The 23,521-nt window shown below is 71.6% G+C and carries 20 protein-coding genes; 9 read left to right on the top strand and 11 right to left on the bottom strand.

Annotated elements, in window-relative coordinates:
* Nucleotides 1–74: 74 nt before the first annotated feature.
* From WG209_RS19525 to WG209_RS19515, 3 genes are all read right to left on the bottom strand, one after another.
* On the bottom strand, nt 75–1,757 hold the full coding sequence (locus WG209_RS19525) for an NnrS family protein (RefSeq protein ID WP_337176763.1): 1,683 nt from the start codon (nt 1,755–1,757) through the stop codon (nt 75–77).
* 62 nt (nt 1,758–1,819) lie between these two features.
* Nucleotides 1,820–2,290 (bottom strand): carboxymuconolactone decarboxylase family protein, encoded by a 471-nt coding sequence (locus WG209_RS19520; protein ID WP_337176762.1) that lies wholly within the window; start codon nt 2,288–2,290, stop codon nt 1,820–1,822.
* Nucleotides 2,291–2,393: 103 nt separating this feature from the next.
* On the bottom strand, nt 2,394–3,332 hold the full coding sequence (locus tag WG209_RS19515; protein WP_337176761.1) for a TIM barrel protein: 939 nt from the start codon (nt 3,330–3,332) through the stop codon (nt 2,394–2,396).
* 211 nt (nt 3,333–3,543) lie between these two features.
* On the opposite strand from WG209_RS19515, the gene WG209_RS19510 reads away from it, so the two are divergent.
* The 4 genes from WG209_RS19510 to WG209_RS19495 all read left to right on the top strand — a co-directional run bounded on the left by WG209_RS19510 (nt 3,544) and on the right by WG209_RS19495 (nt 8,313).
* Complete coding sequence (locus WG209_RS19510) at nt 3,544–4,581, top strand: nucleoside hydrolase (protein ID WP_337176760.1); 1,038 nt, start codon at nt 3,544–3,546, stop codon at nt 4,579–4,581.
* The gene (locus WG209_RS19505; RefSeq protein WP_337176759.1) at nt 4,578–5,549 is read left to right on the top strand and encodes a sugar ABC transporter substrate-binding protein; all 972 of its coding nucleotides are present in this window, start codon (nt 4,578–4,580) and stop codon (nt 5,547–5,549) included. The genes WG209_RS19510 and WG209_RS19505 overlap by 4 nt, the downstream gene beginning before the upstream one ends.
* 216 nt (nt 5,550–5,765) lie before the next feature.
* Complete coding sequence (locus WG209_RS19500) at nt 5,766–7,301, top strand: sugar ABC transporter ATP-binding protein (RefSeq protein WP_337176758.1); 1,536 nt, start codon at nt 5,766–5,768, stop codon at nt 7,299–7,301.
* A gap of 1 nt (nt 7,302) precedes the next feature.
* On the top strand, nt 7,303–8,313 hold the full coding sequence (locus WG209_RS19495) for an ABC transporter permease (protein WP_337176757.1): 1,011 nt from the start codon (nt 7,303–7,305) through the stop codon (nt 8,311–8,313).
* A gap of 235 nt (nt 8,314–8,548) precedes the next feature.
* On the opposite strand, the gene WG209_RS19490 is transcribed toward WG209_RS19495, so the two are convergent.
* Both WG209_RS19490 and WG209_RS19485 read right to left on the bottom strand, forming a co-directional pair.
* Nucleotides 8,549–9,748 (bottom strand): MFS transporter, encoded by a 1,200-nt coding sequence (locus tag WG209_RS19490; protein ID WP_337176756.1) that lies wholly within the window; start codon nt 9,746–9,748, stop codon nt 8,549–8,551.
* Between the two features lie 120 nt (nt 9,749–9,868).
* A complete protein-coding gene (locus tag WG209_RS19485; protein WP_337176755.1) occupies nt 9,869–10,060 on the bottom strand; it encodes a hypothetical protein in 192 nt (63 codons plus the stop codon).
* 204 nt (nt 10,061–10,264) lie between these two features.
* Here WG209_RS19485 and WG209_RS19480 point away from each other — a divergent pair, with 204 nt between their 5' ends.
* The 3 genes from WG209_RS19480 to WG209_RS19470 all read left to right on the top strand — a co-directional run bounded on the left by WG209_RS19480 (nt 10,265) and on the right by WG209_RS19470 (nt 14,042).
* Nucleotides 10,265–11,395 carry a sialidase family protein gene (locus WG209_RS19480; protein ID WP_337176754.1) on the top strand — a complete coding sequence of 377 codons (1,131 nt, stop codon included), beginning with the start codon at nt 10,265–10,267 and terminating at the stop codon, nt 11,393–11,395.
* An 18-nt stretch (nt 11,396–11,413) separates the two neighbouring features.
* The gene (locus WG209_RS19475; protein ID WP_337176753.1) at nt 11,414–12,157 is read left to right on the top strand and encodes a carbohydrate-binding family 9-like protein; all 744 of its coding nucleotides are present in this window, start codon (nt 11,414–11,416) and stop codon (nt 12,155–12,157) included.
* Between the two features lie 163 nt (nt 12,158–12,320).
* Nucleotides 12,321–14,042: a DEAD/DEAH box helicase gene (locus tag WG209_RS19470; RefSeq protein WP_337176752.1), complete on the top strand. Its 1,722-nt coding sequence runs from the start codon at nt 12,321–12,323 to the stop codon at nt 14,040–14,042.
* Nucleotides 14,043–14,060: 18 nt separating this feature from the next.
* On the opposite strand, the gene WG209_RS19465 is transcribed toward WG209_RS19470, so the two are convergent.
* Nucleotides 14,061–14,519: a hypothetical protein gene (locus tag WG209_RS19465; RefSeq protein WP_337176751.1), complete on the bottom strand. Its 459-nt coding sequence runs from the start codon at nt 14,517–14,519 to the stop codon at nt 14,061–14,063.
* A gap of 303 nt (nt 14,520–14,822) precedes the next feature.
* Here WG209_RS19465 and WG209_RS19460 point away from each other — a divergent pair, with 303 nt between their 5' ends.
* Nucleotides 14,823–15,728: a sugar phosphate isomerase/epimerase family protein gene (locus WG209_RS19460; protein ID WP_337176750.1), complete on the top strand. Its 906-nt coding sequence runs from the start codon at nt 14,823–14,825 to the stop codon at nt 15,726–15,728.
* A 319-nt stretch (nt 15,729–16,047) separates the two neighbouring features.
* On the opposite strand, the gene WG209_RS19455 is transcribed toward WG209_RS19460, so the two are convergent.
* From WG209_RS19455 to WG209_RS19435, 5 genes are all read right to left on the bottom strand, one after another.
* Entirely contained in the window at nt 16,048–17,862 is a 1,815-nt protein-coding gene (locus tag WG209_RS19455) for a cytochrome c peroxidase (protein WP_337176749.1), read from the bottom strand.
* A 247-nt stretch (nt 17,863–18,109) separates the two neighbouring features.
* A complete protein-coding gene (argS, locus tag WG209_RS19450; protein WP_337176748.1) occupies nt 18,110–19,828 on the bottom strand; it encodes an arginine--tRNA ligase in 1,719 nt (572 codons plus the stop codon).
* A 50-nt stretch (nt 19,829–19,878) separates the two neighbouring features.
* Complete coding sequence (rsfS, locus tag WG209_RS19445; RefSeq protein ID WP_337176747.1) at nt 19,879–20,466, bottom strand: ribosome silencing factor; 588 nt, start codon at nt 20,464–20,466, stop codon at nt 19,879–19,881.
* A 651-nt stretch (nt 20,467–21,117) separates the two neighbouring features.
* Entirely contained in the window at nt 21,118–22,167 is a 1,050-nt protein-coding gene (locus tag WG209_RS19440) for an SMP-30/gluconolactonase/LRE family protein (RefSeq protein ID WP_337176746.1), read from the bottom strand.
* Between the two features lie 336 nt (nt 22,168–22,503).
* Nucleotides 22,504–22,809, bottom strand: coding sequence for a hypothetical protein (locus WG209_RS19435; RefSeq protein ID WP_337176745.1), 306 nt, complete (start codon nt 22,807–22,809; stop codon nt 22,504–22,506).
* 124 nt (nt 22,810–22,933) lie between these two features.
* Between WG209_RS19435 and WG209_RS19430 the strand changes: the two genes are divergently transcribed.
* Nucleotides 22,934–23,335 (top strand): GatB/YqeY domain-containing protein, encoded by a 402-nt coding sequence (locus tag WG209_RS19430; RefSeq protein WP_337176744.1) that lies wholly within the window; start codon nt 22,934–22,936, stop codon nt 23,333–23,335.
* The last annotated feature ends 186 nt before the right edge of the window (nt 23,336–23,521 follow it).

Raw genomic sequence — 23,521 nt, 5'->3', positions numbered from 1 at the left:
GCCGCTGTGGGGGGGAGGATTTGGGGCGGGTGGGTCCAATGCACGTTAAACAACCGGGGCGGAGTCGGTCAACCCTATCCGGGGGACGTCGGCCGCCCGGCGATGAGGGCGTTGACGCGGGCGACGAGGGCCTCGGGCTCCATCCGCTCGCCCACGGCGAGGGAGTGGAGGGTCAGCTCGTTGGGCACCGAGCGCGCCCGCCCGATGTATCGGACTCCATCGGCGATCAGGGGGTCCTCGATCCAGGGATGCTCGGCCAGCAGGGTCGCGACCCGGGTCATCGGCGTCGCCCGGCCGGTACGGAGCAGCGGGTCCCGCCCCGGCCAGAGGGTCCGGGCGATGTTCGCCACGAACAGACCCAGCGCCGCGACTTCGAAGGCCGCCGAGATCGGCATGACGCGGAAGGCGACCGGCCACGCCATCGTCGCGAGTTCCGCCACGACCCGAAGCGCGTTGCCGACGGCGACGCACGCGAAGATCGGGACGACCAGGCCCGGCCAGGCCAGCAGGTCGTGGCCCAGGATCGGCGCCAACCGCTGTCCGACGCCCAGGATGAGCGTGGTCAGGAAGCCCACCGTCAGCGCGTGCCGCGTCGCCCCCAGGTAGGCCGGCGGAAGCTCGAAGCCGCCGACCGCCGCGGCGATCCGACCGCCCGCCAGCAGCGCCGTCCCGGCCAGCAGCCAGAAGAAGGCGAGCTGGACGTAACGGGCGAGGAAGGCCGGGCCGGTCTCGGGCCGCGGCGCCGATCGGCGGCCGTCGCGGAATCCACGGAGCCCGACCGCCCAGGCCACCGCCCCCCCGGCGATCGCCGTCGCCCCGAGCGCCGCGAACACCACGGGCCACGCGACCGAGGACGCCGCCAGCGCCATCGCGCCGAGGTTGTGCAGGACGAAGGTGGCCTCGATCGCCCCGGCTCGGGGCGACCCCGCGCTCAGGAGCCCCGGCAGGAGCTTCTGGCCGAAGCCATAGACCGAGTTCATCGCGAAGCCGAGGACCGCCAGGTCCACAAGCAGCCGTCGGCCCGATTCCGAGTAGTCCCCCGGCCCCGCCGCCCCGGCGCGAGCCCGCAGCGCGAGGTCGACGACCGCCCAGGCGACCATCCACGCGGCCGACGCCAGGATGAACCGCGCCCACGTGGCCCGCGCCTTGCCCGCGAGCTGCCAGACGATAAGCCCGAGATATCCCAGGGCGGCGACCAGCAGCGCCAGCCCGCTCGCCGTCCCCAGCCGTGGGAGGCGACGAGGGGCGAGCGACCAGACGAACCCGCCGACCACCCCCGCCACCAGCGCCCCCAGTAGCAGCGAGAGGAAGGCTCGCGAGGGGCGCGGGCGCGCGGCCGTCCTGGGGAGGAAGGAGGCCGCGATCCCGACGATGAACAGGGCGAGGAACCCCCAGAGCTGGGCCTCGCCGTGGGCCACGACCCGTGCGGCGGGGGCGGCCGCCAGCGAGCCGCCGCGACCGATCTCGATCAGCAGCAGCAGTCCCCAGCCCGCGCCGAGGGTGAGCGTCACCGCCATCGCGGCGGCCAGGAACGGCCGATGGGCCGGCGCTTCGGCGGGATCGTCGCGGCCGATCTCGACCCCCGCGGCACTGGACAGCTCGGCCAGCAGCGCGTCCAGGGGGACGCCTTGCCGCCGGGCGAAGCGGCCGAGGGGTTCCAGGTGGCCGAACTTCGCGGAGTCACGGTCGGGCTCGCCGTGACGGCGGAAGACGGCGACGCAGGCGGGGTAGTCCGTCGCCACCTGACGGACCATCATCGAGGGGTGGATCGGACCCCGCCTCCCCCCCGGCCGAGGCCCGCCGATCGCCCCGGCCTCGCTCACGCCTGGGGCTTTTTCGAGGGGGGCTCATAGGTCCCCACAGGGGCGCGGAAGGCGACGGCCAGCCGGTTCCAGCCGTTGATGGCGACGATCGCGAACGTCAGGTCGACCAGCTCCTTCTCCTCGAAGTGCTGGCGGGCCTGCTCGTACGCCTCGTCCGGGACGTGGCCGTCGGCCACCAGGGTCACGGCCTCGGTCCACGCGAGCGCGGCGCGCTCGCGGTCGGTGTAGAACGGGGTCTCGCGCCAGGCGTTCAGCCCGTAGAGTCGCTGCTCGGTCTCGCCGTGGGCGCGGGCGTCCTTGGTGTGCATGTCGATGCAGAACGCGCAGCCGTTGATCTGCGACGCCCGCGTCTTGACCAGCTCCAGCAGCGACGACTCCAGGCCGGACTTTCGGGCGTAGCCCTCCAGGCCGAGCATCGCCTTCAGGCCATCGGGCGCGACCTTCCCATACGCGATCCTCTCGTTCATGGCGGACCTCCCGAGACGAAGAAGGGTGGGGCCGACGAAAGCCCCGGCGGGATCCAGACGAGGGGCCGCCGGGGGGGGTTCGCGAAAAGCGGGCGCGATCAGATCAGACGTCGCAGAGGACGACGGCTTCCTTCAGCCCTTCCAGCGGGTCGCGGGTGGGGATGAACTCGTGGCCGACGTAGCCGTCGTAGCCGATGTCGATGAGCGCCTGCATGAGCGGCGGGAAGTAGATCTCCTGCTTGGCGTCCAGCTCGGCCCGTCCGGGGTTGCCGGCGGTGTGGATGTGGCCGATGACGTCCTTGAGCTGGTGGACGCGGCGGATCAGGTCGCCGTCCATGATCTGGACGTGGTAGAAGTCGAACAGGAGCTTCAGGTTGGGCGAGCCGACCTTGCGGATGATGTCGACGCAGTAGTCGACGTGGTTCCCCTGGTAGCCGGGGTGGCCCTTCATCGGGTGGTCGTCGGCGCGGGTGTTGAGCATCTCCAGGCAGAGGGTGACGCCCTTCTCGGCCGCGTAGGGGACGATCTTGTTCAGCCCCTCGACGCAGTTGGCGGCGCCCTGCTCCGCGGAGATCCCCTCGTCATACCCGGTGAAGCAGATGACGTTCTTGTAGCCGTACTCGGCGCACTCGTCGATCGACTTCCGGGTCGCGGCGATGACGCGGTCCCAGTTGGCGGGGTTGTTGAAGCCCTTGGTGAACGGCGGGTCGGGGCTGATGTCGATCTGGGCGATGGCGTTGGTGAGGCCGGCGGCCTTCAGGTGGGGGTACATGGCCGGCGGGGCCAGCTCGACGCTCGCGCAGCCGAGGTCCTTCGTCACCTTGATGAAGGCGTCGTAGTCCTTCCAGTAGGGCTCGTAGCACCAGTGGACGAGCGACTGCTTGATCCGGCCGTTCTTGATGAGGGACATGGTCGAGGCCCTGGTGGTGGACTGGCCCGCGCCCGCGATCCCGAGCGCGGCCGCGCCGGCGGCGGCCCGGAGGACGTCGCGCCGGCTGGCCCCGACGGGACGATCGTCGCGGGGGCTGTCGGGGGTGGTCATGGGGAGGCTCCGATTGGCGGCGCCGCCCGTCGTCCGGGCGGACCGCGCCACGATACGCCAGCCGTCGCCCGTTTGCGAGGCTCGACCGGAAATCGCCCCGGCCACGTCGGGCGGTTGCCCGGCCCCCGCGGCTCCGTTAGAGTAGCCCACGACCGTCCACCAGTCCCGTGCAAGCGGCCCCGACGCGGGCCGACGACCCGAGGGTGAATCGATGCGAGGCGTCTACTTGGTCCTGATCGCGGGGGCGTCGCTGCTCCTCGCGCGGGGCGTCCCCGCGGCGAGGGCCGCCGACCCCGTCGGCGTCATCTTCGACACCGACATCTGCGGCGACGTCGACGACGTCCTGGCGCTGGGGATGATCCACGCGATGGAGTCCCGCGGCGACTGCAGGCTGCTGGCCGTCACCGTCAGCGTCGACAACCCCAGGACCGCCCCGTTCGTCGACATGGTCAACACCTTCTACGGCCGCGGCGCCGTCCCCGTCGGCGGCGTCGGCGAGGGGGGCGTGAAGCTGGAGGGCAAGTACCTGTCGATGGTCGACGCGGTGGACGACGGCAAGTCCCGCTACCCCCACGACCTCAAGGATGCCCCCCCCGCCACCGACGTCCTCCGCAAGGCGCTGGCCTCCCAGCCCGACGGGTCCGTCGCGATCGTGCAGGTCGGCTTCTCGACGAACCTCGCCCGCCTGCTCGACACCCCGGCCGACGCCGTCTCCCCTCTGACCGGCGCCGAGCTGGTCAAGGCGAAGGTGAAGTTCCTCTCGATCATGGCCGGCTCGTTCGAGCCCATCCACGGCAACGCCCGCTACATCGAGTACAACGTCGTCCAGGACATCCCGAGCTGCGCCAAGCTCGTGGCGAACTGGCCGACCGAGATCATCTTCAGCGGCTTCGAGATCGGCATCGCCGCCCCCTATCCGGCGACGAGCATCGAGCGCGACTACAAGTACGTGGCGCATCACCCGCTGGCCGAGGCCTACTACCTTTACGAGCCGCCGCCGCACAACCGGCCGACGTGGGACCTCACCAGCGTCCTGTACGCCGTCCACCCCGATCGCGGCTACTTCGACCTCTCCGAGCCCGGCGACGTGGTGGTCGAGCAGGACGGCTTCACGAAGTACGCGGCGAACCCGGAAGGCCGGAGCCGCTACCTGATCCTCCCGGACGCCGCCCGCACGGCCCGCGTGGTGGAGGCCCTGGTGCAGCTCTCCAGCCAGCCCCCCGACCGTCGCGAAGGAGACCGGCCGTGAGCCGTCGAACCCCGATCGCCGCCCTGGCGCTGCTCCTCCTGGCCGGCTGCGGCGGCGGCGAGTCCGCCCCCGGCGCGGCCCCCGGCTCGGCGTCGTCCCCCGCGCCGGCGACCCCGGGCAAGCCCCGGATCGCGCTGGTGATGAAGTCGCTGGCCAACGAGTTCTTCTCGGTGATGGCCGAGGGGGCGAGGAAGTATCAGTCCGAGCACGCCGACGAGTTCGACCTGCTCGTCAACGGCATCAAGGACGAGCGCGACATCGCCCGCCAGGTCGCCCTGATGGAGGACATGATCGGCCAGAAGGTCGACGCGATCGTGATCGCCCCGGCCGACTCCAAGGCGCTGGTCTCCGTCTGCCGACGGGCGCAAGAGGCCGGGATCGCCGTCGTGAACATCGACAACAAGCTGGACGACGCCGTGCTCGCCGAGCAGGGTGTCAAGATCCCGTTCGTCGGCCCGGACAACCGCGCCGGGGCGAAGTTGGTGGGGGATTACGTCGCCGGCAAGCTCCAGCCGGGCGACCCCGTGGCGATCGTCGAGGGCCTCAAGACCGCGTTCAACGGCCAGCAGCGGCTGCTGGGCTTCCAGGACTCGGCGAAGGCGGCCGACCTGAAGGTGGTGGACTCGCAGAGCGCCCAGTGGGAGATCGCCCAGGCGAACCGCGTGGCCTCGGCCATGCTGAGCGAGCACCCGGAGATCAAGGCGCTGCTGTGCTGCAACGACAGCATGGCGCTGGGGGCGCTCGCCGCGGTGAAGTCGGCCGGGCGATCGGGCCAGGTCCACATCGTCGGCTACGACGGCATCGCCGCCGTGCGCCAGGCGATCCAGGACGGCACCATCCTCGCCACCGTCGACCAGCACGCCGACCAGCTCGCCGTCTTCGGCCTCCAGTACGCCCTGGACCTCGTCGCCAGGAAGGAAACCCCCGCCGACCGCACCACCCCGGTCGACCTGGTGGTGAAGGAGTGAGGAGGGCCGAGTTTCCCCGCCTATCACAACGGGGCGAAGGCTAGTCCTCCCTCCTCCCCTCGTGGGAGAAGGTGCCCCGGAGGGGCGGATGAGGGGGGCGCGACCGGGTGATATCGCCACGCCCCCCTCATCTGGCCTTTGGCCACCTTCTCCCACGTGGGGAGAAGGGACGTTCATCAAACATGCTGACATGTCCCGCATAGGCGCCCCCCGACCTTGACCGCCCCCCTGCTGTCGATCCGAGGGCTGAGCAAGAGCTACGCCGCCCCCGTGCTGCGCGCCGTGGACCTGGACCTGAACCCGGGAGAGGTCCTGGCGCTGATGGGGGCGAACGGGGCGGGGAAGAGCACGTTGGCGCGGATCGTCGCCGGGCTGGGGCCGCCGGACGCGGGGGCGATGACGCTGGAGGGCGCGGCGTACCGGCCGGCTTCCAAGCACGCGGCCGAGGCGCTCGGCGCGCAGATCGTCCAGCAGGAGCTGACGCTCCTGCCGACGCTCACCGTGGCCGAGAACCTGTTCCTCGACCGCCTGCCGACGCGCCTGGGGCTCGTCCGCTTCGGCGAGCTGCGCCGTCTCGCCGTAGAGGCGCTGGCGCGGGTCGGGCTGGGGTCGATCGATCCCGAGACGCCGACGTCGCGGCTGGGCGTCGGGGAGCGGCAACTCGTGGAGATCGCCCGGAGCCTGGCGCGGCCATGCCGGGTGCTGATCCTCGACGAGCCGACCGCCGCGCTCACCTCCCCGCAGGTCGACCGCCTGTTCGCCGAGATCGCCCGATTGAAGTCCGAGGGGGCGGCGATCGTCTACGTCAGCCACCGGCTGGACGAGGTCCGGCGGATCGCCGATCGGATTAGCGTCCTCCGCGACGGCAAGCTCGTGGCGACGCGGCCCGCGGCCGAGATGGATCTGGACGAGGCGGTGCGGCTGATGGTCGGCTCCAACCCCTCGCGCGACGAGGTCCGCCACGCCCGCGCCCCGGGGGACGTGGCGCTGAGCGTCCGCAACCTCTCGCGCGGCGACCGCGTCCGCGACGTGAGCCTGGACGTCCGCGCCGGCGAGGTCGTCGGCGTCTCCGGGCTGGTCGGCTCGGGGCGGACGGAGCTCCTGCGCGCGATCTTCGGGGCCGACGTCGCCGAGTCCGGCGGGGTCTCCGTGGCCGGGGCGCCGCCGCGGCGGTTCCGCTCGCCGCGCGAGGCCGTCCGCGCCGGGCTGGGGATGGTCCCCGAGGACCGCAAGGCCGACGGGCTCCTGCTGCCGCGATCGATCCGCCTCAACGCGACGCTCGGCAGGATGGGGCCGTTCACGGGGCCGCTCGGGTTCCTGAGGGCGAGGAAGGAGCGGGCGGAGGTCGCCGCGATGGGGGAGCGGGTCCAGCTCGCCTACGCCTCGACGGAGCAGCCGGCGGGGCAGCTCAGCGGCGGGAACCAGCAGAAGGTGCTCGTCGGCCGCTGGCTCATGCGCGGCCCGCGCGTCATGCTGTTCGACGAGCCGACGCGCGGCGTGGACGTCGCGGCCAAGTTCGCGGTCTATCGGCTGATCGACGAGATCGCGGCGAACGGCGCCGGCGTGGTCGTCGTCTCCAGCGAGGTCGAGGAACTGATGCTCATATGCGACCGCATCGCGGTGATCTCGGACGGCCGGCTGGTCGAGACCTTCGCGCGCGGCGAGTGGACCGAGGAGAAGCTCCTGGCGGCGGCGTTCCGGGGCTACGCGGGGGCGGCGACGAAGGCGACGGAATCGGGGGCGGGCGGCTGACATGGGCGACGCGAGACGGCCGAGGTTCGACTGGCGGGGCGTGGGCGACGTGCTGGGGATGCTCGTCGTGCTGGCGGCGCTCGCCGTGCTGTTCGGCCGGTTCAGCGACCACTTCTGGTCGTTGCGCACGGTCCAGACGATCGTCAACCAGTCGGCCGACCTGACCGCCGTGGCGGTCGGCATGACGCTGGTGCTGGTGATCGGCGGCATCGACCTCTCCGTCGGCTCGGTGATGGCCCTGTGCGGCGCCGTGCTGGGGATCGCCATCGTCGACTGGGGCCAGCCGTTCCCCGTCGCCCTGCTCCTCTGCCTGGCGGCCGGGGCGGCGTGCGGATTCATCAACGGGTTCGTGACCGTGCACTGGTCGATCCCGTCGTTCATCGTGACGCTGGGCATGCTGGAGTCGGCGCGTGGGGCGACGTACCTGATCACGCGGTCGGAGACGAAGTACGTCGGCGCGCGGGTGGAGTGGCTGTCGCGGCCGATCGAGGGCCTGGGGGCGTCGGCGAGCTTCCTGATCGCGCTGGGGTTGGTGGCCGCCGGTCACGTCCTGCTGACGCGGACGGTGCTGGGCCGGTACATGACGGCGATCGGCACGAACGAGGAGGCGGTTCGGCTCTCGGGCGTGGATCCGCGGCCGACGAAGCTGCTGACGTTCGTCCTCTCCGGCCTGTGCGCGGCGATCGCGGCCGTGTTCCAGGTGTCGCGGGTGTCGTCGGCCGACCCCAACGGCGGCGTCGGCCTGGAGCTGGGGGCGATCGCCGCGGTGGTGATCGGCGGGACGAGCCTGATGGGGGGCCGAGGGTCCGTCCTGCGGAGCTTCCTCGGCGTGCTCATCATCGCCGTGCTGCAGACCGGGCTGGACCACGTCGGCGCCAGCGAGCCCTCCAAGCGGCTCATCAGCGGCGCGGTGATCGTGCTGGCCGTCGTGGCCGACGTCCACCGCGGGAGCTGGGGCGCCTCGGCGCGCAAGCTGGCCGGGAAGGTCAGGCCGGGAAGTCGGACGTCGTGACGGGCAAACAAGTGCTCACGGGCGTATTCGCAGGCTGATGGAACGACCGACGTCTTCCCCCCTCGCGGGGGAGGACAGACCGCGGAGCGGTCAGGAGAGGGGGACGAGGAGCGCGGGCGCCGTCGGGATTCGAAGCCCCGCCCCAGCGGCCGTTGCAAATTCCGGCGGCCGTCTCGCTTGGCTTCCCCCTCATCCGGCCCTGCGGGCCACCTTCCCCCGCGAGGGGGGAAGGACGTCATGAGGATGGATTCGCCGTCTCGGCCGCGCGGATGAAGGTGGGCCCCTCGCGGCGGGTGGCGATGAACACGCCGATCGCCGCCAGCGCGAAGCCCGCGCCGACGCCGCAGGCGCCGGGCCAGCCGAACCGCGGCCAGACCGCCGCGCCGGCCGCCGAGCCGAGCGAGCCCCCCACGAAGAAGGCGACCATGTACACCGTGGTCAGCCGGCTCCGGGCCTCGGGCATCAGGCCGTAGATGCGCGCCTGGTTGGAGATGTGCGTCCCCTGCACCCCCAGGTCCAGCAGCAGCACGCCCGCCACCAGCCCGATCAGCGTCCACCCGAACGCCGCCAGGACCGCGTAGGCCGCCAGGATCACGACCAACCCCAGGCCGATCGTCAGCCGCGGCCCGCGTCGATCCGCCACCGCGCCGGTCAACGGCGCGGCGGCCGCGCCGGCGGCTCCCACCAGGCCGAACAGGCCCGCGACGTCGCTCCCGTAACCGAACGGCGGCGTCGCCAGGTGGAACGCCAGGACCGTCCAGAAGACGCTGAACGAGCCGAACGCCAGCCCCCCGAACAGGGCCGAGGTCCGCAACGTCGGCACGTCGCGGGCCAGGACGAAGACCGATCGCATCAGCGCCCCGTAGGACGTCCCGGCGAGCGTCGGCGACGACCGCGGCAGCGCCCGGGCCATCACGGCCGCCAGCGCCACCATCAGCCCGGACGCCAGCCAGAAGACCCCCCGCCACCCCACGTACACCGCCAGGAACCCGCTGGCCGTCCGCGCCAGCAGGATGCCGATCAGGAGCCCGCTCATCACCGTCCCCACGACCTTCCCGCGCTCGTGGGGCGCGGCGATCGTCGCGGCGAACGGCACGATGATCTGGGGCGTGACGGTCGCCGCCCCCAGCAGCAGGTGCGCCGTCGCCAGCCAGGCGAACCCGGGCGAGACCGCCACCACCGCCAGCGCGAGGGCCGTCGCCAGCATGGTCGCCACGATCAACCCCCGGCGCTCCAGCAGGTCGCCCAGCGGGGCGAGCAGCAGCATCCCCGCCGCGTACCCCACCTGCGCGGCCGTCGCCACGATCCCCATCCTCGCGGCCGACGCGCCGAACTCCGCCCCGATCCGTTCCAGCAGCGGCTGGCTGTAGTAGAGGTTGGCGACCGAGAGGCCGCACCCGATCGCCATGATCCATACCGTCCGTCGCGCGATCATGGGCCGCCTTGCTCAAGAGGGCCCCGCGTCGGGCGGGGCTGAATGTCATGCGTCCATTCTAAATCCCGTCCGGGCGCGTCAAGTCCTGCGGGCTCCGGCGCGAGGCGACACACGACGGCGTCAGCCCCTCCGGACCCGGTGCCAGGTCCAGGCCGACCACGCGATCAGCAGGACCAGCGGCAAGAGGGCCAGGGGGATCCCGACGGATCTCGGGAGCCGCTGGGCGAGCGGGAAGGCGACCGCCCCCAGCAGGCCGACGCCGACCACGCCGGCCAGGAACTCGGCGTCGTGATGGGGGTAAGGAAATCCCACGCCGTCCGTCCTCGAACGATCAGGGGGGACGATCCGCCGACTCGGGTCGCCATCGTACCACGACGGTCGGGCGCCGCGTCGCCGCCCCGGCTCGGGTAAAATCGGCGGACGCCCTCGCGCCTGGTCCGCGAAAGCCGGCCGATTGAGGATCCAAGGCACTCCCCGACCAGGGGCCGACAGGCCCCGCCCCGGAGCCATGCTCAGATGCCATCGCCGCTCCGCTCCCTCGCGTCCCTGGCCGTCGCCGCCCTCGCGACGACCGCCGCCGCCCAGACGGCCCCCGCGCCGATCGTCCATCTGGACCTGGCCGACCAACCCCAGCGTCGGGTGGTCGTCGACCGCGAGCCGGGGCGGTACCTCGGCCACCCGACGACCGTCCTGCTGGAGGACGGGAAGACGATGCTGATCGTCTACCCCAAGGGGCACGGCAAGGGGCCGATCGTCCTGAGACGCAGCGACGACGCCGGCCTCTCCTGGTCGGAGCCGCTGCCGGTCCCGGATAACTGGGCCACCTCGGAGGAGACCCCGACCATCCACCGCGTCGTCGGCCCCTCGGGCGAGAAGCGGCTGATCCTCTTCTCCGGCATGACCCCGATCCGCATGGCCCACAGCGAGGACGACGGCAAGACCTGGACCCCGCTGGCGCCCATCGGGGAGTACGGCGGCATCGTCGCCATGGCCAGCGTCGAGCGCCTGAAGGACGGGTCGTACATGGCCCTGTTCCACGACGACGGCAACGTCACCCGCGGCAAGGCCAGGAACCCCGTCCATTTCCGCGTGCTCAAGACGATCTCGAAGGACGGCGGCCTCACCTGGGGCGCGCCGGCCGTGATCGCCGAGGACCCGACCCTCCACCTCTGCGAGCCCGGCCTCGTCCGCTCGCCCGACGGCAAGCAAATGGCCGTCCTCCTGCGCGAGAACAGCCGGAAGCGGAACTCGCACGTCGTCTTCTCGGACGACGAGGGGGAGACGTGGACGAAGCCGCGGGAGCTTCCCCTGTCGCTGACCGGCGACCGCCACGTGGCGAAGTACGCGCCCGACGGCCGCCTGTTCATCTCGTTCCGAGACACCGCCAAGGACAGCCCCACGCAGGGGGATTGGGTCGCGTGGGTCGGGACGTATGACGACATCGTCAACGGCCGCGACGGCCAGTACAGGGTCCGGCTGATGGACAACCATCACCGCTGGGATTGCGCCTATCCCGGCGTGGAAGCCCTCCCGGACGGCACCATCGTGACGACGACCTACGGCCACTGGGACGAGGGGGAGAGCCCCTACATCGTCTCCGTCCGCCTGAAGCTCGACGAGCTGGACGCCATGGCCGAGGCCCGCTGAACCGAACGGAGGACGCCGATGCGTATCGCGATCGCCGCCGCCCTGCTCGCCTGCGCGAGCCTCCCCGCCCCCGCCCTGGCCGAGCCGCCGACCACCAGGACGGCCGACTGCCGCCGCGCCGTCCAGCCGCCGAAGATCGACGGCAAGCTCGACGACCCGTGCTGGAAGGACGCGAGGCCCATCACCGATTTCGCCGCCCTGTGGGTCGGCGAGTCCCGGCCCGGCACCCGGGCCATGCTCGCCTGGGACGACGAGGCCCTCTACTACGCCGCCGAGATGGACGACGCCGAGCTGCGGTCGGCCGGCCGCCAGCGCAACGACCACCTGTGGGAGGGGGACGTCTTCGAGCTGTTCTTCAAGCCCTCGGACGCCCCGGCCTACTACGAGTTCCAGGCCAACCCCCTGGCCGTGGTGTTCGAGGTCGCCTTCCCGGAGCGCGGCCCGCTGGGACACCCCTTCCGCGAGGAGCCCGAGCTGGGCCACGAGGCGGCCGTCGCCCTGCGCGGGACGCTCGACCGCCCCGGCGACGTCGACGAGGGCTGGGCCGTCGAGGGCCGAATCCCCTGGACCGCCTTCGCCCCCACCGGCGGCCGCCCCAAGCCCGGCGACACCTGGCGCTTCGCCCTCTGCCGCTTCGATCACGGCCCCGAGGGGACCAGGCCCGTCCTCATGAGCAGCGCCCCGCTCACGAAGCCCAACTTCCACCGATATGAGGACTACGGCGCGCTCCGCTTCGACGGCGGCCCAGGAGCGGCCCGCTGACGCCGCGCCGGGGGCGGGAGGGCCCTTCGTCCGTCGGTCGACGTCGGGATCGAGGGTCGCCCCCCGCCCTTTCGCCATGGACGGCCGATCGGGAATTCCTTACGATCTTGGTTTGTTTCCACGACGGGGGCGGCTCGGGGCGAGCGAAGGGAAGGTTCCGCGGATGGGCGAGAAGGGTACGAAGAAGGCGGTCGAGTCGGGTTTCGCGACGTTGGGGCTCGACCCGCGGCTCCTGGAGGCCCTGACGGCCCTGGGCTACGAGGAGCCTTCGCCCATCCAGCGCGAGGCGATCCCGATGCTCATGACGGGCGAGGATCTGGTGGGCCAGGCGGCCACCGGGACCGGCAAGACCGCCGCGTTCGCCCTCCCGCTGCTCCACCGGCTGTCGCTGGAAGACAAGAAGCGGCCCCGCCCCTACGCGCTGGTCCTGGTGCCGACGCGCGAGCTGGCCATGCAGGTGGCCGAGGCCGTCCACAAGTACGGCAAGCCGATCGGCGCCACCGTCCTGCCCGTCTACGGCGGCCAGGCCTACGGCCCCCAGATCCGGGCCCTGGAGCGCGGAGTCGACGTCGTCATCGCCACCCCCGGCCGGGCCCTCGACCTCATCAAGCGCAAGACGCTGCGGCTGGAGTCGGTGCGGATCGTCGTGCTGGACGAGGCCGACGAGATGCTGGACATGGGCTTCGCCGAGGACATCGAGGCGATCCTGTCCGACACCCCGGCGGAGCGCCAGACCGTCCTGTTCTCGGCCACGCTCCCCCCGCGGATCGCGGCGATCTCGCGCAAGCACCTGAAGGATCCCAAGAAGGTCCAGATCAAGCCGGAGCCGTCGGCCGCCGGGACCGTGCCGCTGGTCAAGCAGACCGCGTACATCGTCCCCCGCAACCACAAGCTGGCGACCCTGGGCCGGGTGCTCGACATCGAGAACCCATCGTCGGCCATCATCTTCTGCCGCCGCCGCAACGACGTCGACGAGCTGGTGGAGACGCTCGGCGCCCGCGGCTGCCGGGTCGAGGGCCTGCACGGCGGGATGACCCAGGAGCAGCGCAACCGGGTCATGAAGAAGTTCCGGGGCGAGACGACCGACCTGCTCGTCGCCACCGACGTCGCGGCGCGCGGGCTGGACATCCAGCACCTGTCGCACGTCATCAACTTCGACGTGCCGGTCGAGGCCGAGTCGTACGTCCACCGCATCGGCCGCGTCGGCCGCGCCGGCCGCGAGGGGGTGGCGATCACCCTGGCCGAGCCCCGCGAGCATCGCCAGCTCCGGATGATCGAGCACGCCACCGGCCGGAAGATCGTCATCGAGAAGATCCCGACCGTGGCCGACCTGCGGGCCCGCCGGCTGGAGCTGACCCGCGCCTCGATCCGCGAGGCGGTCGTCGACGGCGACCTGGAGCACTACCGCGTGATCGTCGAGTCGCTGGCCGGCGAGTTCGACGTGATGGACGTGGCGATGGCCGCCGCCAAGCTCCTGCACCAGTCGATCGGCTCGGACGACGGCGGCGAGGAGGAGATCCCGGACGTCGAGCCCTACCGCGACCGCCCGTTCCGCGACTCCCGCAACGGCAGGCCCGGCCCCGGCCCGCGCGGCGGCCACCCCCGCGAGCGACGCCCGCGCGACGGCGGCGAACGCGGCGCGAACATGACGCGGCTGTACGTCGGAGCCGGCCGCGCCGCCGGGGTGCGCCCGCAGGACTTGGTGGGCGCGATCACCGGCGAGGCCGGCCTCACCGGCCGCCAGGTCGGCGACATCGACATCTCCGACCGCTTCTCGCTCGTCGAGGTCCCCAGCGACCTGGCCGACGTCGTCATCGACGCCCTCCGCGGCAGCCGCATCAAGGGCCGCGCCGTCACCGTCCGCCGCGAGCGCGGCGAGGATTGACGGCGGGTCCCCCCGCCCTCAATCGACGTTGATGATCGAGCCGGCGGCGGAGGCGACGACGCGGTACAACTGGCCGTCCGCCGTCATCTCGACCTCGTAGGTCGTCCTCGAGCGACGACCTCGGGTCGTGACGACCTTCTCCACCGACTCGATGGCGAGAGGAGCGGGGAAGCCCTCGTCGAGCGCGGCGGCGACCGACTCCGGCAGGTCCTCGGGCCGGACTTCCGCCCGCTCCTCGCGGATCGTCCCGTCGGCCGCGACCTCCAGGCGGACCCGGCCCTCCGCCTCGCGGATCTCGATTTGATACGCCGGCTTCGCCCGATGCCGGGCCTTCTTGACCTCGCGGATCTCGGCGTCCGGGTGGGTCGTCGTCACGACCTCGCGCACCGCGCCCGGGGCGTCGCCCCACTCCACGGCGAAGGCCGGCCCCCCCGCCGCCAGCATCGCGACCAGAAAATGCAGGGCCATGGTCGGCATGGCTCCCCTCCCTCGATATCGATCGGGCCGGGGAAGCGGACGGTCGCCCGCCGCAATGCTCGTCGCCCCGGTCCCATGCCCTATTTTGCGGGCCGAACCTTAAGGGGCCGTGAGACGACGATGAATTCATTTTAATGATCTCGCCGGGGGTACCGAGGCGGCCCCCTCGCGGGCCGCGCGGGAATCCGGCCCGCCCGTGGCGACGGCGGGTCGGCGCGGCTAAATTCGGGGGATCGCGCCCGCGCGACGGACGAGCAGGCTGCCGTCGGGATCGTCGCGGGCGCCCCGCCTGGAGGCTCGACGATGTCCCGTGGAAGCCGACGTGGATTCCTGACCCGCTCGCTGCTGGCCGCCGCCGCCGTCCCCGCCGTGACGCGAACGCCCGCCGCGCTCGCGATCCCGCCCATCCACCGCCCGCGCCCCGGCCGCATGAAGCTGAGCGTCGCGGCGTACTCCTACCGCCAGATGTTGACGGCCAAGCCGCCTCGGATGGACATGTTCGGGTTCGTCGACCTGGCGGCCGACCTGGGCTTCGACGCCGTGGAGCCGACCTCGTACTACTTCCCGGCCGAGGCCGACGACGCCTACTTCGCCCGCTGGAAGCGCCATGCGTTCCTCCAGGGGATGGACGTCTCCGGCACCGCGATCGGCAACAACTTCTGCCTCCCCGCCGGGCCGAAGCGCGACGAGCAGATCGCCCTGACGAAGAAGTGGATCGACATCGCCGCGTCCATCGGCGCGCCGGTGATCCGCACCTTCGCCGGCAACGTCCCCAAGGACGCCACCGAGGACGCCGCGCTCGGCTGGGTCGTCGAGTGCTACAACGAGGTGCTCCCCCACGCCGAGGCCAGGGGGGTCGTGCTGGCCGTGGAGAACCACGGCGGCATCACCGCCACGCCGGAGCAGCTCCTCCGCATCGTCGAGGCGATCGACCACAAGAACTTCGGCGTCAACCTCGACACGGCCAACTTCCGCACCGAGGACCCCTACGCCTCCCTGGCGATGCTGGCCCCCTACGCAGTGAACGTCCAGGTGAAGACCGAGATCCACCCCCAGGGCCGCCCCACCGAGGAGGCCGACCTCGCCCGCCTCGTCGACATCCTCCGCGGGGCCCTCTACTCCGGCTACGTCGTCATCGAGTACGAGGCCAAGGAAGACGTCATCTCCGCGATGCCGCGCTACGCCCGGAAGCTCCGCCAGCTGCTCTGAGCCGGGCCACGATGAAGAGGGCCCTCGGCCCGGATTCGTCCCCTCTCCCGCCGGGGGAGGGTAGCCGCGCCAGCGGCGGGCGAGGGTCGGCGGAGTTCGGAATATCCGTCGGGCTCGGAAGTCCTGAACCGCCGCTATTTCCAGGAGTCCGACGACCCTCGCCCGGTCCCGAGGGCCGCCCTCTCCCGGGGGGAGAGGGGGCGCGCGACCGAAGGCCGGCGGGGTCCCCCCCTCATCCGGCCTTCGGCCACCTTCTCCCACGAGGGGAGAAGGGATGCCTGGCTTTAGCCTCTCGCGTCGCGTCGTGGAAATCCTCGAATCAAAGCGACTTCAAGTAGGCCACCAGATCCGCGATCTCCGCCTCGCCGAGCCCCTCGCCGCCGACCATCTCGGGGGCGTGGGGGCCGGCGAGCATCTCGCGGAGGGTGGCGGCGCGGGCGTCGTGGAGGTAGGGGTACTTGTCGTGGACGCCCCGCAGCGAGGGGGGGTTGTAGCCCTCGTAGGCGTCGTCGGGCTCTTCCAGGCCGACGAGGTGGATCTTACCGTCGGTGAACTCGGGGCCCTTGTGGCAGGTGGCGCAGGCCGCCTGGGCGGAGCGGAAGACGGCCCGGCCGCGCTCGGCCTCGGGCGAGAGCGAGCCGTCGGGCCGGCGGTACGGGTTGCGGGGAAAGTCCAGGGTGTCCATGAACGCCACGAGGGCGCGGGTCTCCTCGTCGGTCGGCTTGGGGCCCTGCATGCTCGTGGTGAACGAGACCACCACGGCCTGCTCCAGGCTCTCCTGCCAGCCGTGCCAGGTCCAGGGGGCGGTCTGGGTCACGCGCCGGAGCGTCGGGGTCTTCTTCCGGCTGCGGTCGTTGAACTGGCCGGCACCCTGGCGACCGTCGTTGAGCGTGTCCCAGGTCAGGCCGTTCGTGTGGCCGTCGTTGTGGCAGGTATTGCAGCTGTACCACTGGTTGAACGACCGCGTCGCGTCGTGGAACAGGACCTCCCCCCGGCGAGCCAGCGAGAGCGTCTCGGGCGCGCCCAGCGGGATCGTGTCGAGCAGCCGGGCGGACTCCACGTCGACGACCTGGACCGAGTCGCCGAGGTAGTTCGCGACGTACAGAGTCCGGGAGTCGGGGGCGAACGCCAGCTCGGTCGGCCGTCCCCCCACTTCGAGCCGTCGCATGCGGCCGGACCTGTCGTTGATCAGGGCGGGGGGCATGAGGTCTCGCGAGCCGGCCACGCGCCAGGGGAGCCGTTCCGGGGCGGTCCGGAAGATCATGAGTTCATGAGTCCCGCCCAGGGAGACGACGATGTATTCGCCGTCGCGGCCGATCGCGACGCCGTGCGCGTCGCCCGCCGCGCGGCCGCGGGGGTCGAGCGAGATCGTCGCGTAGGGGTCGGTCTCCTTCAGGTCGATCCGCGTGAGGCGCTGGCCCAGCACCCAGCCCAGGTCGATGTTGTTGCGCGTGGTGGCGAATCCGCGGGCGTACATGTTGGCGAGGTACGCGTGCCGGCCGTCGGCCGACACCGCGAGCTGCCGCAGGTTCTCGCCGTCGACCGGGACGTCCTTCGTCACGCGGAACTCGGCGAGGTCGATCACGGACACCCCGCGCGAGCGGGCGTTGCCCACGACCATCGCGGCGCCGTCGGGCGAGAGGGCCAGCGAACGCGGCTCGCGGCCGACGGACAGCCGGCCCGTCACCTTCCGCTCGTCCAAGTCGACCCGCGCCACCTCGTCGGCCACGCCGACGGCGACGTAGGCCGTCTTGCCGTCGGGGCCGATCACCACCCCGCGCGGCTCGGGGCCGACCTCGACCCGGCCGGCCACGGCGAGCTTGTCGTCCACCACGTCCAGGACGACGACGTCATAGCCGTACCAGTTGGCGACGACCGCGCGACGGCCGTCGGGCGAGAACGCCACCCCGGCGGGCTTGTCCCCCACCGTCACCTCGTCGAGCACCTTCCGCGCCTCGGCGTCGATCAGGCTGACCGTGCTCGCGGTCTGGTTCGCCGTGAGCAGCCGCTTGCCGTCGGCCGAGAGCGCCAGGGCGATCGGCGAGCGATGCGGCACCGCCTCCTCGCCCGCGCCGAGGCGCGGCAAGGCGACGATCGCGAGCGTGACCAGCATCCAGCGGCCGATGTTCGTCATGGTGGGGCTCCGGTGAAGCGTTTTCAAGGGCCGTGCCAGGGCCGATGGAGTTTACGCCGGGCGAGTTCTTGACCCCCTTCTCCCCTCGTGGGAGAAGGTGCCCCGGAGGGGCGGATGAGGGGGCGCGCGACCGGTGGCTTGCGGATCCCCCCCTCATCCGGCCTTCGGCCACCTTCTCCCACGAGGGGAGAAGGGTTGTCCAGCGCGATCCTGTTCGACCGGCCTCGTCCGACTTCCCCCGCCCCGATTACATCCGGTCGACGACGTCGATGCCCAGCAGGTCCAGGCCGAACTTGAGCGTCCGCGCCGTCAGGTCGCAGAGGGCCAGGCGGCTGTCGCGGCGCTCGTCGGATTCGGCCTTAAGGACGGGGCATTCCACGTAGAACGTGCTGTAGGCGTTGGCCAGGTCGAACAGGTAATCCGTCAGGACGTTGGGCTTGAGCTCGGCGGCGGCCTGCTCCAGCACCTCGGGGAGCCGCGGGACGCGCACGGCCAGCGCGCGCTCCGCCGGGTGGGAGAGGAGGATGGCCGGAGCGCGGTCGCGGATCGCCTCGGGGGTGATCTCGCCCTTGCGGAAGATGTTCTGGATGCGGGCGTAGGCGTACTGGAGGTACGTCGCCGTGTTGCCGTTCATCGCCATCATCTTCGACCAGTCGAAGACGTAGTCGGAGATGCGGTTCTGGGAGAGGTCGGCGTACTTCACCGCGCCCAGGCCGACGATCTCGGCGACGCGGGCGCGGTCCTCGGGGTCGATGTCCGGGCTGTTGGCGTCGACGACCTTGCGGGCCTCGGCGACGGCCTCGTCGAGCAGCGACTCCAGGCCGACCACGTCGCCGTCGCGAGTCTTGTACGGGCGGCGGTCGGGGCCCATGATCGTGCCGAACGCGACGTGCTGGAGGTCGACCTTGTCGTATCCCCAGCGTCGGGCGACGGCGAAAAGCTGCTTGAAATGGTCGCCCTGCCGGGCGTCCACGACGTACAGGGCCTGGTCGGGATCCCAGGTCTCCTCGCGGTATCGGATCGTCGCCAGGTCGGTCGTGCCGTAGTTGAAGGCGCCGTCGCGCTTGCGGACGATGAACGGGGCCTTCATCCCCTCGACGAAGACGACGAGGGCCCCCTCGCTCTCCTCGGCGATCCCCTTCGACTCCAGGTCGGAGACGACGCCGGCGAGCATCGGGTCGTAGAAGCTCTCCCCCAGCTCGACGTCGAACCGCACGCCAAGGCGGTCGTACATCCCGCGCAGGGCCCCGAGGCAGTGGGGCATGAACTGCTTCCACAGCTCGCGATTCTCGGGATCGCCGGAGTGGAGCCTGGCCGTCTCGGCGCGCGCGGCGGCCTCGACCTCCTTGTCGCCTTCCTTGATCCGGGACGACGCCAGGCGGTACAGGCGGGCCAGCTCGGCCACCGGGTCGGCGTCGTAGGCGGCCTGGTCGCGGTGGTTCTTCCAGCCCCAGAGGATCATGCCGAACTGGGCGCCCCAGTCCCCCAGGTGGTTGTCCCGGACGACCTTGTGCCCCAGGGCCTCGAAGATCCGGGCCAGGCTGTCGCCGATGACGGTCGACCGCAGGTGGCCGACGTGCATGGGCTTGGCGACGTTGGGCGAGGAGAAGTCGACCACGACCGTCTTCCGCGCCTCGGGCGCGGGCAGGCCGCGCGAGGAGTCGCGGAGGAGTCCGGCGAGCAGGGCGGAGAGCCATTCGTCGTGGAGGCGGACGTTGAGGAAGCCGGGCCCGGCCACCTCGGGCTTGCCGGCCAGCGGCTGCAGGTCGACGGCCTCGGCGACGGCGGCGGCCACCTCGCGCGGGTTCTTCTTCAGGGCCTTGGCGATGGCCATGCAGCCGTTGGCCTGGTAGTCGCCGAACTTCGGGTCGCCGGCGGGGCGGACGGCCGCGGCGAACGCCGACGGGTCGCCCCCCTCGGGCGTGGCGGCGGCGAAGGAGGCGCGCAGGCGATTCAGGACATTCATGAGGGCGGGGTCCGGGGCGATGCGTGTCGTTGGCGGTGTGGTGGCGGGCGTCAGGCCGACGGCTCGGCGGCCGGGGCCTCGTCGCTCGGGGCGTCATCGGCCGGGGCCTCGTCGGCCGGGGCCTCCGCGGCCGCGACGGGGGTCGACTCGTCGCGCCAGGGGATCTGGGGGGCGTCGCCCCAGATCTCTTCGAGGGCGTAGTAGCTCCGGCCCTCGCCCGAGAAGACGTGGACGACGAAGTCGCCGTAGTCGATGAGGATCCAGCGCCCTTCCTCGACGCCTTCCATCCCGAGCTTATGCTCGCCGCGCTTCTTCATCTCGGCGTCGACGTCGCTGGCGATGGCGTTGGCCTGCCGGCGCGAGCCCGCGGTGGCGATGACGAAGTAGTCCAGCAGCGGGGTGACCTTGCGCAGGTCCAGCAGCAGGATGTCCTTCGCGCGGTTCTCGTCGGCGATCCGGGCGACGAGCCTGGCGTGCTCCAGGGCCTTCCCCAACCGCTCCGGGTTCCGGCGCTCGCCGGCCTCCGAGACGACCTCGTCCTGGGCCTCGCGGATCGACCGCGCCTTGATGGCTCGGGTGCGGGCCGTCGGGGTCGAGGGCTCGGGCGGCGGGACGGTGGTCGTGTCGTTATCGGGCATTCCGGCTTCCTGATGACTGGAGAGGGCTTCGATCCCGGCCGCGGAATCGCTAGAGACGGACGCGCGGGGCCGCCCCGGGTTCGCGACGCCCCGCGATATCGCGCCTATAAGATTATACGAAACCGGCGCCTCCCGGCCACCGTGGCTGCCCGAAGGGTCATCCCTTTCCGACCCGGCGAACGCCGACCCGAGAGAATCCCGAGATTCCTGAAATCCCGCCGCCCCCGATGCTGACCATGCGGGTGTTCGATGAGGAGGCTCTTTGGCAACCCGGAAGCAGTCAGCATCGCGAGATGACGCGGCCCCGAGGCTCCCGCGGCACCGGGCTAATTCGTCCCCTCTCCCCCCGGGAGAGGGCAGCCGCGCCAGCGGCGGGTGAGGGCCATCGCGCTTCGTGAATCGCGCCGGCCGCGCCGGCCGCGAACCGTGGCTATCTCCGCGCTCCGACGACCCCCGCCCGGCCCTTCGGGCTACCCTCTCCCGGCGGGAGAGGGGACGCGCGTTTCACGCTCGCCGGGCGAAAAATCGCTTCGAACACGACGAACGAAGCCAAGCTGTTTTCGACGCAAGCCGCTTTCATGCGGCGGCTTGCGTCGAACCACCGCGAAGACTCGGCGCGCGAACGAAGCCAACTTTCGCGGCCTCGGCCGATCAGGGATTCGCCCGCCCCGGGATGGGGCCGAGGGTCTTGGTCTGGATGCGGCCGATGTACATGTCGGAGGCGATGTACAGGACGGTGCCGTCCTCGCCCCAGGCGCAGTTGCCGCAGGCCTCGCCGGTGGCGAGCGTCCCCAGGTGCTTGCCCTCGGGGGAGAAGATCAGCACGCCGCCGGGGCCGGTGGCGAAGACGTTCCCCTTGTCGTCCACCTTCAGGCCGTCGGGGAGGCCCTTGACCTTGCCGACCGCCGCCGTGGCGTCGGCGAAGACCTTGCCGGATCCGAGCGTCCCGTCGTCGGCGACCGGGAAGGCCATCCAGATGGCGCGCCCGGGGTCGGAGCTGGCGACGTACAGCGTCTTCTCGTCGGGCGAGAAGGCCAGGCCGTTGGGGTAGCTGACCTCGCGGGTCAGCAGCGTGACCTTGCCGTCGGCCGAGCGCCGGAAGACGCCGTTGAAGTCGAGTTCCTTCCCCTCGTCGCGGTTCTCGCCCAGCAGGCCGTAGGGGGGGTCGGTGAAGTAGATGTCGCCGTTGGACTTGACCACGACGTCATTCGGGCTGTTGAACCGCTTGCCCTCGTAACGATCGGCCAGCGTTTCGAACGAGCCGTCGGCCTTCAGCCGGGCGACGCGGCGGTCGCCGTGCTGGGCCAGGATCAGCGAGCCGTCGTGGTCGAACGTCAGGCCGTTGGACCCCGGCTCGCCGCCGCGCCGGACGGTCCCGGTGTAGCCGCTGGGCTTGAGGAAGACCGATGCCCCCCCCGCCTTCGACCACTGGTGGACCACGTTCTCCGGGACGTCGGAGAAGAGGAGCCGATCCCCGGCGCGATCCCACACCGTCCCCTCGGACCAGTCGAAGCCCTCGGCGACCCGCTCGACGCGGGCGTCGGGGGCGATCAGCGCGTCGAGCGCCGGGTCGAGCCGCTCGATCGTCCCCAGCGTCGGCGGAGCCTGGGCCGAAACCTTCGCGGCCCCGACCGCGAGCAGCAGCGCCGCGCCGGCGAGGAGGGGGAGGGTCCGGGTCGTGGATCGTCGGGGCCTGGTCATCGTTCGGGGTCTCCCGGGCTTCGGTTCGTCAGGGCATGCCGTCGGCCCCGAGGCTATCCGATGCCCGCCCCCCCCGCAACGATCCGCCCCGCGCGTGGAAACGGCCCCGATCCCGGTCAACGGTCTTCCCCCCTGGTGGGGGAAGACAGACTCCGAAGGAGTCAGATGAGGGGGAGCTTGCCCGCCGAGCTTCGGACTTCGAAACCTGGGGCCAGGCCGACGGCCGTGGGGAGCAGCCGTGATCTCCAATGGTCGTCCCGCTCGTCCCCCCCTCATCCGGCCCTTCGGGCCACCTTCCCCCACCGGGGGGGAAGGGCGTCATGATGGTCGCATGGCTCAGGCGACGGCCTTCTCGTCGTCCTCGCCCTCCGACTCATCCTGGTAGATGAGCAGGTTGGCCCGGTGGAACTCCTCGTGGGTGACGTCGAAGGGAGTGCCGGCCACGGCCCACATCCCCTCGATGACCTCCTCGATCTCCCCCTCGGGCTCGTCCCAGGTGGCGACCATCGTGTCCTCGCCGCGAACCATCACCTCCAGGCCCCGGTCCGTCAGGTAGCCCTCGATCGCGGCGCGGTGGGCCGGGTCGATGGTGAAGGTCCAGCGGATCATCTCGATCGACAGCGTCGTTTCCTCGGCGCTCATCCTCGGCCCTCCGTGGATAGGATTGATCCGACGTCCCTTTTCACCATCGGCCCCCCGGTCGCGCGGCTTGACCCGAACCGTCGGCCGCCCCCCGGGGACGAGGAGCGCCAGGAGTCGAACCGCCATGACGATCGTCCAGAAGATGCGGGCCCAGCTCGGGCCGGCGATGAAGTCCCGCGACGCCGCGCGCACGGGGTACCTGCGCTACTGGATCGCCCAGCTCACCCTGGGGTCCGGCGAAGAGATGCCCGACGCCGACGCCGTGAAGAAGATGCGGGCCGTATTGAAGGAGGCGAAGTCCGCCGCGACCACCTTCACGGCCGAGGAGCTGGACTTCCTCCGCGAGTGGGTCCCGGCCAGCCTCTCCCCCGAGCAGATCCGCGACGCCCTCGCCCCGGCCGCCGACGCCATCCGCGCCGCCCCCAAGGAGGGCATGGCCCTGGGCGTCGCCATGAAGGCCCTCGCCGGCCAGGTCGTGGAGACCGAGGACGTCAAGGCGGCCGTCGCGGCGATCCGGGGGAGCTGATCCATCGAGGCCCTTCCCCCCTCGCGGGGGAAGGTGGCCCGAAGGGCCGGATGAGGGGGAAGACAAGCAAATAGGCCGCCGGGATTCGTGGAAGCCGGACGGGCTTTCGGTGACTCCAACAGCCCCCCTGCTGGCCGTCCCCCTCACCTAACCGCTACGCGGTCTGTCCTCCCCCGCGAGGGGGAA

It is taken from the genome of Paludisphaera sp. (genome assembly GCF_037189885.1).
Lineage (GTDB): Bacteria > Planctomycetota > Planctomycetia > Isosphaerales > Isosphaeraceae > Paludisphaera.
The sequence above is the reverse complement of the archived record's forward strand: the minus strand, read 5'-3'. Positions and strand labels throughout refer to the sequence as shown.